Origin of the sequence: Acinetobacter sp. WCHAc060033, assembly GCF_004209125.1 — a bacterium.
Classification (GTDB): Bacteria; Pseudomonadota; Gammaproteobacteria; order Pseudomonadales; family Moraxellaceae; genus Acinetobacter; species Acinetobacter wuhouensis.
In genome coordinates, this window is sequence record NZ_SGSW01000065.1 from 1 (window position 1) to 15,284 (window position 15,284).

Annotated in this window: 12 protein-coding genes and 1 pseudogene; 7 read left to right on the plus strand and 6 right to left on the minus strand. The window is 35.0% G+C overall.

The features are described 5' to 3' along the window. From EXE10_RS18705 to EXE10_RS18720, 4 genes are all read left to right on the plus strand, one after another. On the plus strand, nucleotides 1–180 hold a 180-nt coding region (locus tag EXE10_RS18705; RefSeq protein WP_130114396.1), incomplete at its 5' end, for an OmpA family protein. A 120-nt stretch (nucleotides 181–300) separates the two neighbouring features. Next, nucleotides 301–1,329 carry a DUF1311 domain-containing protein gene (locus tag EXE10_RS18710; protein ID WP_130114397.1) on the plus strand — a complete coding sequence of 343 codons (1,029 nt, stop codon included), beginning with the start codon at nucleotides 301–303 and terminating at the stop codon, nucleotides 1,327–1,329. A gap of 142 nt (nucleotides 1,330–1,471) precedes the next feature. After that, nucleotides 1,472–2,245, plus strand: coding sequence for a Rossmann-like and DUF2520 domain-containing protein (locus EXE10_RS18715; RefSeq protein ID WP_130114398.1), 774 nt, complete (start codon nucleotides 1,472–1,474; stop codon nucleotides 2,243–2,245). 152 nt (nucleotides 2,246–2,397) lie between these two features. After that, entirely contained in the window at nucleotides 2,398–3,186 is a 789-nt protein-coding gene (locus EXE10_RS18720) for a fatty acid desaturase family protein (RefSeq protein ID WP_130114399.1), read from the plus strand. A gap of 76 nt (nucleotides 3,187–3,262) precedes the next feature. On the opposite strand, the gene EXE10_RS21580 is transcribed toward EXE10_RS18720, so the two are convergent. Both EXE10_RS21580 and EXE10_RS18725 read right to left on the minus strand, forming a co-directional pair. Continuing rightward, nucleotides 3,263–3,421 carry a hypothetical protein gene (locus EXE10_RS21580; protein WP_162994936.1) on the minus strand — a complete coding sequence of 53 codons (159 nt, stop codon included), beginning with the start codon at nucleotides 3,419–3,421 and terminating at the stop codon, nucleotides 3,263–3,265. Between the two features lie 130 nt (nucleotides 3,422–3,551). Then, nucleotides 3,552–4,949 (minus strand): PLP-dependent aminotransferase family protein, encoded by a 1,398-nt coding sequence (locus EXE10_RS18725; protein WP_130114400.1) that lies wholly within the window; start codon nucleotides 4,947–4,949, stop codon nucleotides 3,552–3,554. Between the two features lie 158 nt (nucleotides 4,950–5,107). On the opposite strand from EXE10_RS18725, the gene EXE10_RS18730 reads away from it, so the two are divergent. Then, on the plus strand, nucleotides 5,108–5,971 hold the full coding sequence (locus tag EXE10_RS18730) for a hypothetical protein (protein WP_130114401.1): 864 nt from the start codon (nucleotides 5,108–5,110) through the stop codon (nucleotides 5,969–5,971). 168 nt (nucleotides 5,972–6,139) lie between these two features. Here the strand turns inward: EXE10_RS18730 and trmB are convergent, their stop codons facing one another. Next, the gene (gene trmB, locus EXE10_RS18735; protein WP_087552051.1) at nucleotides 6,140–6,856 is read right to left on the minus strand and encodes a tRNA (guanosine(46)-N7)-methyltransferase TrmB; all 717 of its coding nucleotides are present in this window, start codon (nucleotides 6,854–6,856) and stop codon (nucleotides 6,140–6,142) included. Nucleotides 6,857–7,028: 172 nt separating this feature from the next. Between trmB and EXE10_RS18740 the strand changes: the two are divergent. Then, nucleotides 7,029–9,485 (plus strand): annotated as a pseudogene (locus EXE10_RS18740) (ExeM/NucH family extracellular endonuclease). An 89-nt stretch (nucleotides 9,486–9,574) separates the two neighbouring features. Here the strand turns inward: EXE10_RS18740 and EXE10_RS18745 are convergent. The 3 genes from EXE10_RS18745 to EXE10_RS18755 form a co-directional block, all read right to left on the minus strand. Continuing rightward, nucleotides 9,575–11,473 carry an ATP-binding protein gene (locus EXE10_RS18745; RefSeq protein WP_130114402.1) on the minus strand — a complete coding sequence of 633 codons (1,899 nt, stop codon included), beginning with the start codon at nucleotides 11,471–11,473 and terminating at the stop codon, nucleotides 9,575–9,577. 169 nt (nucleotides 11,474–11,642) lie between these two features. After that, nucleotides 11,643–13,577: an ATP-binding protein gene (locus EXE10_RS18750; protein ID WP_130114403.1), complete on the minus strand. Its 1,935-nt coding sequence runs from the start codon at nucleotides 13,575–13,577 to the stop codon at nucleotides 11,643–11,645. Then, complete coding sequence (locus EXE10_RS18755; protein WP_130114404.1) at nucleotides 13,523–14,218, minus strand: LuxR C-terminal-related transcriptional regulator; 696 nt, start codon at nucleotides 14,216–14,218, stop codon at nucleotides 13,523–13,525. The genes EXE10_RS18750 and EXE10_RS18755 overlap by 55 nt, the downstream gene beginning before the upstream one ends. A gap of 739 nt (nucleotides 14,219–14,957) precedes the next feature. Here EXE10_RS18755 and EXE10_RS18760 point away from each other — a divergent pair. Beyond that, nucleotides 14,958–15,284 (plus strand): ESPR domain-containing protein (locus EXE10_RS18760; protein ID WP_130114405.1); only part of this gene is annotated, 327 nt, incomplete at its 3' end.

Consider the following 15,284-nt stretch of genomic DNA (forward strand, 5'->3'; position numbering starts at 1 on the left):
CTTTCTGAGAAGCGTGCAAAATCAGTTGTAGCATACCTCGTTGAAAAAGGTGCAAGTGCAGGTCAATTAACTGCTGAAGGGCATGGTCAAGACAATCCAATTGCGGATAACTCAACCAAAGAAGGTCAATTTAAAAACCGTCGTATTGAGTTTGAAGTTGCTGGTGCAACTACACCGTAATTGAGCCTATTAATTTAACCATACTGATAAAAGCTTCTTCCGAGAAGCTTTTATTTTTTGCTCGAAAATAAAACTGAAATTTGCTTAAATAGCAGACATAAAAATACGATTGGATAAACAATGAAAAAATTATTAACCCCATTATTCATTATTACTGTTGTTTCAAGTACGCTGATGTTGAGTGGATGTGATTATTTTAAAAATAAAAAAGAAGCAAGTAATGCAAGTCTTTCTGAGTGGAGTTGTACCAATCCAGAAAATCTAAAACAGATACAAGATTATTTAAAAAATGAGTATTTAAATGAAGTCTCAAATCGCTTAAATGACTCACATTATGAAGCAGACCAAGCTCTCTTACAGAAAATTAATAATGGTCTTAAATTTGAAATTAAGTCTGTGCGTACTGTTACTGCCGACCCTAATAAAACCAATCAATTAGAATGTGAGAGTCAGTTGGTGGTGCAATTTCCGAAAGGTTTACAACAACGTGCTGAAAATGCTTATCAAGAATATAAGCAACAGTGTGAAGAATGTGAAGAAGGCTATGGCAGTTTACGTGAGTCGATTGAGTCAGGTGAATCAAAGCTGATATTAAACAATGATCAGTTAAAAGGTAAGTTTAACTATAATGTGGTTAAAACAGATCAAGATGGTTTATCACTAGATGTATTAAACCAAGATGCGGTTATTGAAGGAGTGACGACTGTAACTGTCAAAGCTGTCCAATATGCTGCTTATATGGAACAAAATAAAAAAATGAATGAACAGGCGGAAGTGAGTGCTACAGAAAATGCAGCACAAACTCAACTTGCACAAAAAGCAATGGATATTCGTAAAAAAGAATTGGATGAGGAAAATGCGAAACAAGTCGAGCGTTTAAATCAAACTTGGGATCGTTTGAGCGAAGAACAAAGAGTTCAGCAAAAACAAGATCAAGCGGATTGGTTTGAAAAGCGTGATGTCGATTGTAAGGTGATTTCACAAAAGTCTGTAGGTGATATTGCTGAAAGTGAGCGTGAAACCTATCAACGGCAGTATGCTTATTGGGACGATGCAATGCAGCAACAGAATCAAGACATGCAATATACCAAGTGTTTTAATCAGCGTACAGCTGAACGAATTATTTATTTAAACAATTCGATCAATTGAGGTCATTCATTGATTTATGACCATCTGAAAGATTATGTATTCAGTCGATGTTCTAGATGAATGTAGATTTGGAAAGGGATGAATTGATTCATCCCTTTTTTCTTGGCATGCTGTGGTTCTATTGGAAAAGATCAGATTTTATATGCGTATCAGTTTTATTGGTTCAGGTCGTGTGGCGACACATTTGGCGAAAGTCCTATCTAAACAGCATCAAATTGTTCAGATTTACAGTCGAAACATAGCTCATGCTGAAAAACTTGCGCAGTTGGTAAATGCGGAAGCAATTGTAAATGATCAAAAATTAGTAGCTGATATTGATCTGTTGATCATCGCAGTGAGTGATCAAGCTATTTCGCAAGTCATTCAAGCTATAGGTCGTTATTTGGAAAATGTACTGATAGTACATACTTCTGGCAGTACCAACTTGGATGTGTTGACTCAATATCATGCAAAGTCAGGTGTGTTTTATCCTTTACAGACGTTCAGTGTGGAACGTGAAATAGCTTGGGAGAATACCCCTTTATTTGTCGAAGCAACATCGGCACAAGATTTGGAAATTTTAACAATATTAGCAAATAGCCTAAGTAAACGTGTATATCAATATTCATCTGAACAGCGTTTAAGTTTGCACTTGGCTGCAGTATTTGCATGTAATTTTAGTAATTATTGTTATGACATGGCAAAGCAGGTGGTCGATTCGAAACAAGTTGATTTTAGTTTGCTCTATCCTTTGATCTTAGAAACTGCCAATAAAGCAACACAGAATGACCCGCGAGCTATGCAAACAGGACCTGCGATACGTGGTGATTTGAATATTTTAAATATGCATGAAAAAATGCTTGAAGCTGATGAGCGAGAGGATTTGAAAAAAATCTATCACATGCTGAGTCAGGGGATTCAAACAGGACAGCATTGATTTGTAATGTAGTTTTATGTAGCAGTAAAATCTATTTTAAACCATCAGTATTTGGTGTTTTTTAAATTTTAAGATACAAGATGTTTAAATGGCTTGTATCTTGTTTTAGATGTTTATATATTGATCTAAATCAAAAAATAATTATAGTACAAATGAATATTCAACAACGATTATTAAAAGAAGTCGCTTGGAAAGACTTAGTTCAATTGGATAAAAAAGCAATTTATTCTGAATTGCTGATTTCTTTACCTTGGCTCGTCGCATCATTCTATTTTGCTTATTCAGCATGGTATATTCCTGCATTATTTTGTTCATTTATGTTTTTTTTGACAGGTCTAAGACAAGTTCATAATGCATTTCATTTTGCACTGGGCATTAGTAAACAAAGCACACATTGGGCAATGTTTATTCTCAGTATACTTATGCTCGGTTCAATGCATGCAGTACAAATTAACCATTTACGCCACCATCAGCACTGTATGCAAGATGAAGATGTAGAAGCTAAAAGTGCCAGAATGAAGTGGTGGCAAGCTTTGCTCTTTGGTCCTTTTTTTCCAATTTTATTACATCGAAAAGCATTTCAAGTCGGTACAAATACGCAAAAAAAGTGGATGATTGCTGAGTTATTTGCCAATTTTTTGTTATTGATCACCATCTTTGTCGTTTTAGACATTACATTGCTTAAATATCACGTAATAGCCATGTTGATTGGGCAATGTATGACCGCTTTTTTTGCAGTTTGGACGGTTCATCATGATACTGAAGATCATATTTATATGGCGAGAACGGTTCGCCATGAGCTTAAGCGAGTTGTAACTTATAATATGTTTTATCATGTTGAACATCACTTATTTCCTGCTGTTCCTACACGGCATTTACATATTTTGGCAAAGCGCTTAGATCAATATGATCCTAGTGTTGAAATTCGTAAAGTATTTTGATTTACGAATTTAAAAAGAATCTAAACCTGAAGTTTGGGAGAGAATCAGGTCTAGATTTAAATGAAATTTCAATGACTTAATTAAGTGCAGCGTGATCCCAACCAATGGTCACGATCACACCAATACAGAACAGGGCACAATAAACAAAAAACCAGAGAATCATGCGCTTAAAGGCTTTATCTGAAATAGAGCTGTCTGCATATTGTGGCTTTTTAGGACGTTGATCATTATTCATCGCAAAATCTCTTTCTGCTTAATATGAATCGATTATCTAGCGAGATGATGTAAGGCAGTAGATACAAAAAAAATAAAAAAAACTATAACAGATAGGTTAGATATTGAGTCATCTGTTATAGCATTGAATATTATCCATTCATTTGGTTTTGTATAATTTTTACCAATAAACTCAAGGCATTTTGAATATGCTCATTAATTTCAAATGAGCAATTAATACGGATGAAATGATGATTTTGATCAGTAATATTAAATAGATGGCTTGGTGTAATACTTACGCCATGTTCAAGCATGGTGTGGTAAATGACATTACTATTCACCTGTTCAGGTAATTCAATCCATAGAAAATATCCAGAGGGATAATAATGAATTTGACATGAGTCTGGTAAGTGATTTTTGAGATAATTAAAATATTGTTTTTTAAATCGTTGTAAGGTTGAACGAAGTGTTTTTAAGTGCTTTTCATAATGTCGATGTGAGAGATATTCAACCAAAGCATTTTGAATAAAAGAATTGACTGACAAGGTACTCATGAGTTGACTATGTTGAATATGCTCCGAAAATTTTCCTGCATAAACCCAGCCAATTCGAAAACCAGCACCTAAAGTTTTTGAAAATGATGAGCAATGTAGTACCCAATTCTGTTGATCAAAATATTTCATCGATAAGGGTTTTTTCTGATCATAATGTAGTTCTTCATAAACATCATCTTCAATGAGATAAATCTGGTGTTTATTCAATAGTTTGGCAAGTTCTAATTTAATCTCATCAGACACCGTAAACCCAATCGGATTTTGACTATTCAACATCAACATACACACTTTGATGGGGTATTTTAGAATGGCTTGTTCAAAAGCATCGAGGTCTATCCCATGCACAGGATGCTCAGGAATCGTAATTACTTTTAAGCCTAAGCGTTCAGCTGCCTGCCATGCGCCGTAAAAAATAGTCTGCTGTAGTAAAATATAATCGCCAGCATGGGTCAGTGCTTGTAGCGATAGATTTAAGGCATCTAAACCGCCCGAAGTGATCACAATATCGGAAGGATCTGTCGGAATTCCTTGCATGGCATATTTTTGAGCGATGATTTTTCTTAATTCATAATTTCCAGGTGGAAGACTTGGTGTTTGCTCATAGCTACGTCGTTGTCGTGCCAACTGTCCAAGGGTTTGAATCAGTTTTGCGGAGTAGAGTAGTTGACTGTTGGGAAAGGCTGAACCTAGAGGAATAATATGTTCAGATTGGATCGACTTTAAATATTTAAAAACAATCGAGTTAATTTCAATTTTTTCATTGATGGCATGTACGGTTTCTTTTGTTTGTTGTTCTGCAACAAAATAACCTGATTTTTCTTTTGAATAAATCAAGCCCTGTGCTTCCAGTTCCTGATAGGCATTCATCACAGTGATTAAGCTTAAACCTGATTGTTCAACCTGCTGACGTAAGGATGGGAGCTTTTGATTGGCTTTCCAAGTTCCATTTTCAATCAAGAGTTTTAAGCTATGTGCTAACTGTTCAGATTTATACATAAATACTTCAAAAGGATGATCTGTATCGAAATGACTATAACAGATTGCTAGATTTTGAAGAAATCTGTTATATATTTTTTCCAAAATTTTGTGGCTATTATTTTATGCTATTTATTTAGAGAATAGGGGAAACTTGACCTGTAGAATGAGGCTAGACAATGTTTGTCACAATGCAACTTGATGTATTGACAACAATTTTGACTGATCATGGATGTGTAAAATCGGTTTTAGAGAATTTAAATCGAAAATTTGTAAATATTGAAGCCACTTTACTCAGAGCCAAAGTTTTACGTGAGTTTTCTAAACAGAAGCATACCGCCATTATTCAATCTGCCATTACGAACCATGATGGGCAAGACGATCACACAAAACTGGCATATTTGTTTGCGCCATTTATTCTGTCAAATTTAAATCAAACTGTGATTTATTCAACACCTTTGACAGAGCCTGTACTCAATATTTTAAAACGGTATTATCAAGTTGAAAAAACTTTAAATCTCAAAAAAATAGATGACAATGTTTTAGAGAGTTTAAATCTATTTTTAGATTTTCATGATTCAAATGGGTCTGATGTTGAATTTGTATTGATGCAATTAATCAATGCGTTAACCCAAGCTGAAGTATCGACGATTTTTTTAATTTCTGACTGTCTCATCAGTAGTGAAGCATTATTTGAAATAGAGAAGTTTTTTCATGTCAGAATTTTGCAGATTCAGCCTACGCGACAAGCGCTTTTGTTGAATCATACATTTGATGCATCACAATCACCATTGGTAATGCAAAAATTGCTCTTTAAGCGTAAAGATGATTTTCATATTGACCTATGTCGTAGATATGCTGAGTTAAATGCACAAATTTTATATTTATCAGGTTTATATGATTTAGAGCGTGCCAAGAATTTGGTGGATGATATGTTTTATTCTGAGCATATTTATGAAAAATTATCCGTCTATGCAGAATATATGCAGACTCAGTTGCAGAATAAAGTCTTTGATCGGCATTCACAGCAACTTTTTGCATGATCAAATGGTTTAAAAATAATTAAGCGTGTAAATTTACTGGACTAGAGCCTGTGCTATTTAAGTCATTCATACGTTTGAAAGCTTAAATCTCTAGATCTAAAAACAAACAAAGCCGTAAAAAATTACGGCTTTGTCATCTATGATATTCGCAATAAAAATCTTGTTGAATTAACTAATTTTCTTAAAAATAAAATCGTTAATCTTATGACCTGATTCGATCCCACGACGTTCAAACTTAGTCTGTGGACGCCATTCAGGACGTGGATAACTGTTGCCTTTGCCTGCAAGGTTTTCCAAACGTGGACGATTGTCTAATACATCTAGCATCCATTCCGCATACGGTTCCCAATCCGTTGCTGAATGGAACGTACCACCGATTTCCAACTTTTCCTCAACCAAAGGCATACGGTCATGTGATACAAAACGACGTTTAAAATGACGTTTCTTCTGCCAAGGGTCAGGAAAGTAAAGTTGTATCGTATTGATACTATTATCAGGCATTTCACGAAGCACTTGAATCGCATCCGCATCTAAAACACGTAAGTTCTTAACTTCAGCAACACCTGCTTCATAAACACATTGCGCAATACCTGGAATATGTACTTCGATACCGACAAAGTTACGTTCAGGATTGGCTTTTGCCATCAGTACCAAAGAACGCCCCATACCAAAACCGATTTCAACAGTAAGTGGACGTTCAGGATGTTCAAAATGCTGACGTAAATCACCAACAGGATATTCCAAAATCATTTCACGATGTTGTTCAAGCGCAGTCGTTTGTGAAGTATTCAGCGGTGATGATCTACGCATGAAAGTCACAATTTCACGGTGTTCTTGCAAATTATCCAAGTCTACAACTTGCGCTTCAATTTGATCGTTTGACATGATTCGACAATATTAAAAATCTAAAAGGCGTATTGTAAGACCTGAGTTCGTCAAGTCAAATTTTTTGATAGAATCAAAGTGAATTAAATCAGAATAAAATGTCATAAAATATTCATAGCCTTGTCATTTATAAAAATTACCCTAATTTGAATTTCAACAAATGATAAAAATCATGAAAATACTCAAACCTCATACACTATGTTTAAGCTTAACGCTCTTGGGGTGTTCATTTCCAAGCTATGCACAATTGATGTTTAGCCAATATATTGATGGTACTGCCAATCGTAAAGGTCTGGAAATTTATAATCCTGATGGCGCAACAGTCAATCTTGCAGATTATCAAATTCAGCAACAAAGCAACGGCACAACAGATAAGCCTGTGACATTCAACTTACAAGGCAGTATTGCGAGCAAAGCAAAATTTTTAGTTGGTCGCTCTGAGCTTCAAGCTGAACTTGGAAATAAAGTTAATCAAGTGGCTGGTTTAGCTTTTAATGGTGATGATGCCTTGGTGCTTTTATATAAAGGCGTAGCTGTTGACCGTTTTGGTAAAGTGGGTAAGAAGCCTGCCAATAATGGTTGGGGTACAACGATTTCAAGCTATCAAAACAGTTTAAGTCGTATCAAAACCAGTAATAATGTGACTTCCGTCGATCCGACTGCAAACTTTGATTTGGATAGTGAATGGACAAAATGGTCAGATCGTAATGCATTTAGCACATATTTAGGGGCTACAACCACGACACCGCCTGTAAGTTCAGTCAGTTGTAGTACAGCAGATACACCAATTGCAGATTTACAATCAGCAACCCAAAATCAGCAATATGTGGTTCGTGGTGTCATTACAGCGGATTACCGTTATGACAATGGTTTTTCAGGTTTTTATATTCAAACCCAAGACAGTAAAGCGAAACCAAATTTAACCAATGCGATCTTTGTTTATCTTCCCGCAGGAAGTACCATCACAGGTGGTAAAGTCGGTGAGGAGGTGATTTTTAAAGGGCGTTTAACCTCTTATCAAAATCAATTACAACTCGATCAACTCAGTAGCAATATCGAAACGTGTAATAATCAAGCTTCAAATCTTGTGAGTGCAACGCCATTACAATTACCATTTACAAGTTTAACTGATACCAATGGTAATGTGCCAAAACGCTACCAAGGCATGTTGGTTAAAATTCCTCAGACTTTAACGGTGAGTGAAAACTATAATTATGGTCGCTAAGGTGAACTCTCATTGAGTTTGGGGCGTTTATATATTCCAACCAATTTATATCCTGCAAAATCTACAGAAGCGGTAAATCTTGCAAAACAGAATTTATTATCCAAAATCATCCTTGATGATGGCTATAACAATCAAAATAGAACACCGTGGTTACCTCAAAATTTTAATGCACTCAATACATTACGCGCAGGTTATCAGGTTAAAAATGTCGAAGGGATTTTAGAGTATCGCTTCAATGCATGGCGTATTCAACCGATTCAAAGCAAAGCATTACCTGAGATTTTGAAAGATTCAAATCCTCGAACAGCGACGATCCTTGCAAAAGAGAGCAAGCAAATTCGCGTTGCTGCATTTAATGTTCTGAACTATGACAATGGTTTGGAAAAAGGTTTTCCTTCTGAACGTGGTGCATCGTCTAAAGCAGAGTTTGACAAACAACATGCCAAGATTGTCAGTGCAATGAAAACCATTGATGCAGATGTTTATGGCTTAATGGAAATTGCAAATAATGGCTATGGTGAAAATAGTGCAGTAGCTTACTTAACGAAAGCTTTGGGTGCGGATTGGAAATATGTGATTCCACCAAACAGTGCGAAATTAGGTACAGATGCGATTGCAGTTGCAATTATTTATAACAGTAAGCGAGTAAAACCAGTGGGTGTACCCGTCATTTATGATGATTTAACACAGAAGAATCGTGTCACGATGGCACAGTCTTTCCAAGGTGTGAATGGCGGAAAAACATTTACCATTGTACCGAATCATCTTAAATCTAAAGGCAGTTGTCCTGAAGACACTAAATCTGTCGATGCCAATCAAGGTGATGGGCAAGGCTGTTGGAATGCAACACGTTTAACTGCGGTGCAAAAACTGATGCAATGGATAGCGACTAATCCAACCAAAGCGGAAAAGCCAAACTATTTATTGGTTGGCGATATGAATAGTTATGCCAAAGAAGATCCAATTTTGGCATTGGAAAAAGCCAATTATAAAGTGCTTTTAAATGATGAGAAAATTGGGCAGGGTAAGTCTGCATATAGTTATGTATTTGGTGTAGCAAGTGATGCAGATGGTTATGGTGGTGCGGGGAATTTAGATCATGCGATAGCTGATGTAAATCTATATCCAATGGTGAAACGTGCATTTGCATGGCATATCAACGCCGATGAACCTACAGCACTAGATTATAATGAAGAATATAAAACGCCTGAACAAATCACAGCCTTCTATAATGCTGATGCTTTCCGTTCTTCGGATCACGATCCAGTGATTGTGGATTTAGTTTTAAATAATGAAACTACTTCAACGAGTAAAAGTGGTGGTGGTAGTACAGGATTGTGGTCATTACTGGGTTTAATGATGTTAACTGCAAGTTCTGTTGTGATGCGTTCAAGAAAGAAATAATGTGAATTAAGTTTATAATTTTCGGGTAGACAAAGAGCAATTCGAAGATATTCGATTGTTCTTTTTGTTTAGATTAAGTGACCTTTGTGTTATGCGGTAAAAGGCAAACTAACTTTTAAAATAGTTTGACCAGATTGTGAGTTGATTTCAAACTGCCCATTTAAGCGGCTTACACGTTGTTGCATACTATGCAAACCGACATGTAGTCCAGCTTCAACTTCATGAGGAATAAAGCCAATACCGTTATCTTCAATCACTAAAATCAGATTTTGTTGCGCTTCATAAAGTGAAACTTTAACTTCAGTCGCTTGACTATGTTTGACAATATTATTCAGTGCTTCTTCCGCAACACGTGCCAAAGTCAAACATTGTAAAGTTGAAGGTGTGCTTTGCCATTGTGGCATGATGTCCCATTTTGAACTGATTTCCATTTCTTCAAAAATCATCACAAAACGGTGCCGTATATTCGCTGCCCAAAGAATAGGTGTATCAGGAATTTGTGATTCTTGGCTTGAACCAAAATCAATGGTCTGACGCAAATCATTACGTAATAACTTTAAAATAGACAGCATTTGATCTTTTTCAATATGATCATACTTTTCAAGCAAGATAAGCGAGCGCGAAATAGAACCTCCTAATCCATCATGCAAATCATGTGAAAAATGGATGCGTTCTTGTAATTTTACGTTTTCTAATGCCAATTGATGTTGATTATTTAACGATACAGACAGTTCATCTTTCGCTTGAATAACACTTTGCTCCAAAGTTTTATTAAACTGAGCAATGCTTTTTGCATTATTCGACAGACGATACGCAAGCACTAAGCCTACAGTAATGGTACTAATCGGTGCTGTATAGGGAGAAAGAATTTGCCCTTTCAGGGTCAGCATATAAATTGCATCATTGATCGCAATTGGGAAGAAGAATAAATATTGCAAGGAGAGGAAATAAGCCTCTTTTAATTTTGATTTATAAGCAATATAAGGATATGTTAAACATTTTAAAATAAAGATGATCACCCCAATAAGAAATACAAGATTCAGTGTTGTTGGGAGATACTGAATTGGGACGAAAAGAATAATAATGGTTGAAAATATACAAAAAAACAAAAGTATTTTTTCTGCTTTTGGAAATGTACTTTTTGCAAAACGCCATGCTGCAATACAACCGACAGAGGCATAAATAGAAAAAGTAATGACACTGAAACGATCAATAGTTGTACTTGTTAATGAAAGAAGTGGATCAGATCGCAACACTAGATAACTATAGATTAACCATAGAATAGTCACGAAACCAAACCATTTAAAAGCATATTCGCTACGGATAAATAACCATACGATTAAACAAAACAAACCTACAATTAAATTTACAAATAAATTAAGAGAAGGGAGGCTACGCTTTTCTAATACAGCCTGTTTGTAAATATCCATTATTTGGGTATGTTCACCCAGATGAACTGGCCCCAACCCTGATTTTTGAGTTGGCGTACCAACAACACGAATCCATAAGGTATTTTGACCTTGTTTTAAGCTTGAACTCGGCAGAATCCAATAACGTGGATTATGCCAACTGCGAGAAAGTGGTTCGACTAAGGACTGATCTTTCCAGAGAAACTCATCATTGAGATAAATTTCACCTGCCATATTGATGTGATTAATGGTCAATGTCACAGGTTCTTGTATATTGGAAGGGCACTTATGAGTCCACAATACTTTATACCAAGCACTACTGTGATAGCCTTTCCAACGCTTATCCCAATAATCAGGTAATCTATCTACATTTTCCCATGTTTGAGCTTTGATTTGACTCGGGTTATTAGCATCTGATTGAACAATTTGGACGGAATGAATATTTGTTTGGCAGTTTTGTGTCGTTGTAGGCACAGTTGCTTTACTGAGTTGCGGATTTAGTAAAAACAATAGAAATAAAAAAAACGAGAAAGCATAATAAAATGTATTCAAGTTAATACTTTTCTTACGTTCTAGCATTCCTAAAGCCCTAGCCAATGAATAACACAATTCTAGGTTGAATGTGTTAAATTTTAATTCGTATCATATCTGATTAAATGAAATTAAATAGAGACACATTTATTGGAATCTAAATAAAATGTATCGTAGTAAATATTAATTTCTAAGTTTTTAATCACCTTAAAATACATTATTCTTTCATCGGTAAAATAGCGCGAATCACAGTTAAACCAGATTGTGAAGTAATTTCTAACTCTCCACCCAGACGTTTAATTCTGACTTGCATACTTTGTAGTCCTACATGTAGTCCTTTCTCAACAGCATTCACTTCAAAGCCATGACCATTGTCTTTAATTTCTAAGATCAGTTCATTTTGATCATTTTCAAACAATGAGACTTCGACATCTGTGGCATCGCTATGTTTGACAATGTTGGTTAAAGCCTCTTCTGTCACACGGGATAATGTTAAGCAATATAATGGTGGTGGCTTAATATTCCAATGATTAGAAAAAATCCATGTGGATTCAATTTCCATTTCTTCAAAAATCTGTACAAATCGATGTCGAAGAGGTGCAACCCACATTACAGGGCTTTCAGGAGTTTTTGCGCCAATACTTGATCCAGAATCAATCACTTGTCTGAGGTCACTTCGAAGTAACTTAAACATAGACATGACTTGATTTTTTTCAACATTTTCAGCGTGATCAAGCAAAATCATTGAGCGCACAATCGAGCCACCTAAACCATCATGCAACTCATGTGAAAGATTTAAGCGTTCTTGTAAACGCATATTTTCGAGTTGTAAATGATGCTTTTTAGCTAAAGATTGCTCAAGATCAAATGTTACGGTTTCGACTGTTTCCTCAAGTGTTTGATTAAATTTCTCGATATGGCGCATATTACGTGCAATACGCCAAGAGAGGATAAAAGATATGGCAAGGCTAGTGATTGGTGCTGCAAATGGTGTCCAATAAATGGATTCCAAATTACTATTCGACATCAAAGACAGGTCATGGAGCATAATCACCATGAATAACATAAATACTGCCGCAAGCAGATAAATATCTATTTTTTTCTTTTTATAAGCAATCCACTGAATAAAAAAACAATTTAAAATATAAATTACACTGCTGTATAAAAAAGCGATGGACATAACTGTAGACAAATGATCATCTGGAGTGAGGAGCAGAGCCAAGCTAAATAATAGTACGAATGTGGCTAACGTTTTTTCTAAATGCTTAAATTTTTCATGGCTAAATCGCCAAACAAATAAGCATGCTGTATATGCGTATACCAATAAAAATATAATATTTAATCTGGCATGTAACAAAGAATCTGTAAACGGAAATGGTGCAGTCAAAAGCGTATTGCAAATAAAAAGTGACCAAAACAAAGAATTTATACTAAACCAGCCAAAAGCAGTTTCTTGACGTCTGAATAACCAAATTAAAAAACCTATGGTTCCTAAAACCATAGTAATTAATAAATTGATGAGGAATAAAGTTCTGCGTTCAAAGACTAATTCTTTATGTAGATCGGTAATACTTTTTACGTCTCCAATTTTAACAACGCCCAGTCCTGATTTTTGGGATTGGACACCGACGACACGAACTAAAATCTCATTGTGCTCTTGCTTCAATGATGAAGAGGGAAGTAACCAATAGCGAGGCTTATTCCAACTCCTAGATAAGGGTTCTACAAGTGAGGCATCACGCCATATTAGTTCGTTATTGCTATAAACAATACCTGCCATATTTATTCGATCGACGACAAAGGCAAAGGGGTGATTGTTAATACTTTCTGAGCAATTTGAACGCCAAACAATTTTATACCAAGCTGAACCTGTATAGTTGTCCCAGCGGTTTTCCCAGTTATCTGGAAGTTTGACGTCAATCCAACCTGTCTGGGGAACAACAGCCAAATCAGTTTCAGCTTTAGCAACTTGTGTGCTTATAATCTGCGCAGTACAATGATTATTTTGATTTTTAGAATCAATTTCAAGACGAGTTTCTGCAAAGGCTGTTTGCATCAACCCGAATAAAATATAGACGAAAACAACACAGTGAAATCTTAGTCGAGTAAACCAAGATGACGTGCTGTGTCGATCGCTTTGGCTCTGTTGCATACCGCAAGTTTCCGATAAATATGTTTGATATGAGATTCAACGGTATAACGTGATAGGCTCAGTTGATCTGCGATCTCTTTATTACTCAGCCCTTGCGAAACGAGTTCTAAAATCCCCATTTCTCGTTTTGAAAGTACAGCTTCAATATCATTTGTTTTTTGTTCATTACTCGGTTTATTGGGTGTGATTTTTTCATTGAGCTGTAACTGTTTTAAGATTTTTTGTGCAATGAATGGATCAATAGGTGCTCCTCCACGAAGTACACTTTTTATAGATAATGACACTTCTAAATCATCTCTTTCTTTTAAGACATAACCTGTTGCACCTGCACTTAATGCATTCAAAATAGCATCTTCTGTACTCCATGCCGAAATCACCAGTATGGTGATGGTTGGATCATACTTTTTTAAGCTTTCTATAAATTCGATGCCATTGCCATCGGGTAAGCCCAAATCGACCAATGCAAATGAAGCTGAGTATTTTTCTAAAAGCTTGTTGGCTTGAGATAAATCTTGTGCAAAGTATAGGTTTTCTGCTTGGTAACCGATTGCAAGCAAAATATCATTTAACCTTTGTTGAATTAATGGTTCATCCTCGACCACAATTACAGGCACGGGTAAACTTAAATTATTATTTACCATAGAAATATTCTCATTATTTACCTTTAAACATATTTTGATCGTATTTGTAAATTTTATCTATACCTGAAATTGGGTATTTTACACATTTGTTTTAAATATGCGTTGTCTTATTATGTTATTTTTATGGAAAAGTAAACGAAATATTCTTTAATATTTATTTAAATACAGTGTGTTATATATTTTTTTTGTGTTTTTCAAATAAAATAAATTGCATGAAAAATATGTTTAATTTTTTGTTTTATTCCGCGTGTGTTATTTAGATGGTTTTTGTTTGTTATTTAATTGATTTGTTTATTGTGAATGATATCTATATTTTTATTTAAGTAATATTTATTTATTAGTTAATCTATATTATTTTTGGTGTTTATATTTTTGGTATATTTTTTTAAAATTATTGTGATTTGGTTTGTATTTGTTTTTTTATTTACCAGTTGGTAAAATCATAGTTTTTTTAATATTTTAAAATAAATATTTTTTATTTTAGTTTTAATTATGTTGTTATTTATTTTAATTTAATATTAAAAATAAGCTGTTGTAATTTAATATTATAATTTTTATGTTTTATTTTTTATTTTTTCTATTCTTCATTGTGTATTATTTCATGCATCCATGTTAAGTTAAAATTAACATTATCTGATAAAAATCACTAGTTCCAGGTATATCGAATGATTTTTTTTAATGATCAAATAAAAAAAGGTTAATTGAAGGCCGTTAAATAATTCTATTCGGGGACAATGTTATGAACAAGATATTTAAGAAAATATGGAGTAAGACACAGGGGTGTATGGTTGTTGTGTCTGAAAATGCTAAAAGTGAAGGTAAAAATAATACCACTACAGGTATTATTTGTGAGGATTCAGCTCAAGTAGGTGTAGCTGAGTCTAAGACGTCGAGTTTGAAGCGTGCGAGTTTAAGTATTTTGGCTGTAGGCGTGTTGTCTACAATGGGCAGTAATGTTTGGGCTGATCCTCTTATCGATCTTGCAATTGAAGTAGGTCAATTGACTGGCACAGTTGGTGGATTAAGTACAGACCTTGGCACTTTGACAGGAACTGTTGGCGGATTG

Bases quoted from the DNA above. Each gene is read 5' to 3' on its own strand.
- EXE10_RS18720 (WP_130114399.1), top strand. From the start codon at position 2,398: ATGAATATTCAACAACGATTATTAAAAGAAGTCGCTTGGAAAGACTTA.
- EXE10_RS18750 (WP_130114403.1), bottom strand. From the start codon at position 13,577: ATGCAACAGAGCCAAAGCGATCGACACAGCACGTCATCTTGGTTTACT.
- EXE10_RS18755 (WP_130114404.1), bottom strand. From the start codon at position 14,218: ATGGTAAATAATAATTTAAGTTTACCCGTGCCTGTAATTGTGGTCGAG.
- EXE10_RS18725 (WP_130114400.1), bottom strand. From the start codon at position 4,949: ATGTATAAATCTGAACAGTTAGCACATAGCTTAAAACTCTTGATTGAA.
- EXE10_RS21580 (WP_162994936.1), bottom strand. From the start codon at position 3,421: ATGAATAATGATCAACGTCCTAAAAAGCCACAATATGCAGACAGCTCT.
- EXE10_RS18710 (WP_130114397.1), top strand. From the start codon at position 301: ATGAAAAAATTATTAACCCCATTATTCATTATTACTGTTGTTTCAAGT.
- trmB (WP_087552051.1), bottom strand. From the start codon at position 6,856: ATGTCAAACGATCAAATTGAAGCGCAAGTTGTAGACTTGGATAATTTG.
- EXE10_RS18715 (WP_130114398.1), top strand. From the start codon at position 1,472: ATGCGTATCAGTTTTATTGGTTCAGGTCGTGTGGCGACACATTTGGCG.
- EXE10_RS18730 (WP_130114401.1), top strand. From the start codon at position 5,108: ATGTTTGTCACAATGCAACTTGATGTATTGACAACAATTTTGACTGAT.
- EXE10_RS18745 (WP_130114402.1), bottom strand. From the start codon at position 11,473: ATGCTAGAACGTAAGAAAAGTATTAACTTGAATACATTTTATTATGCT.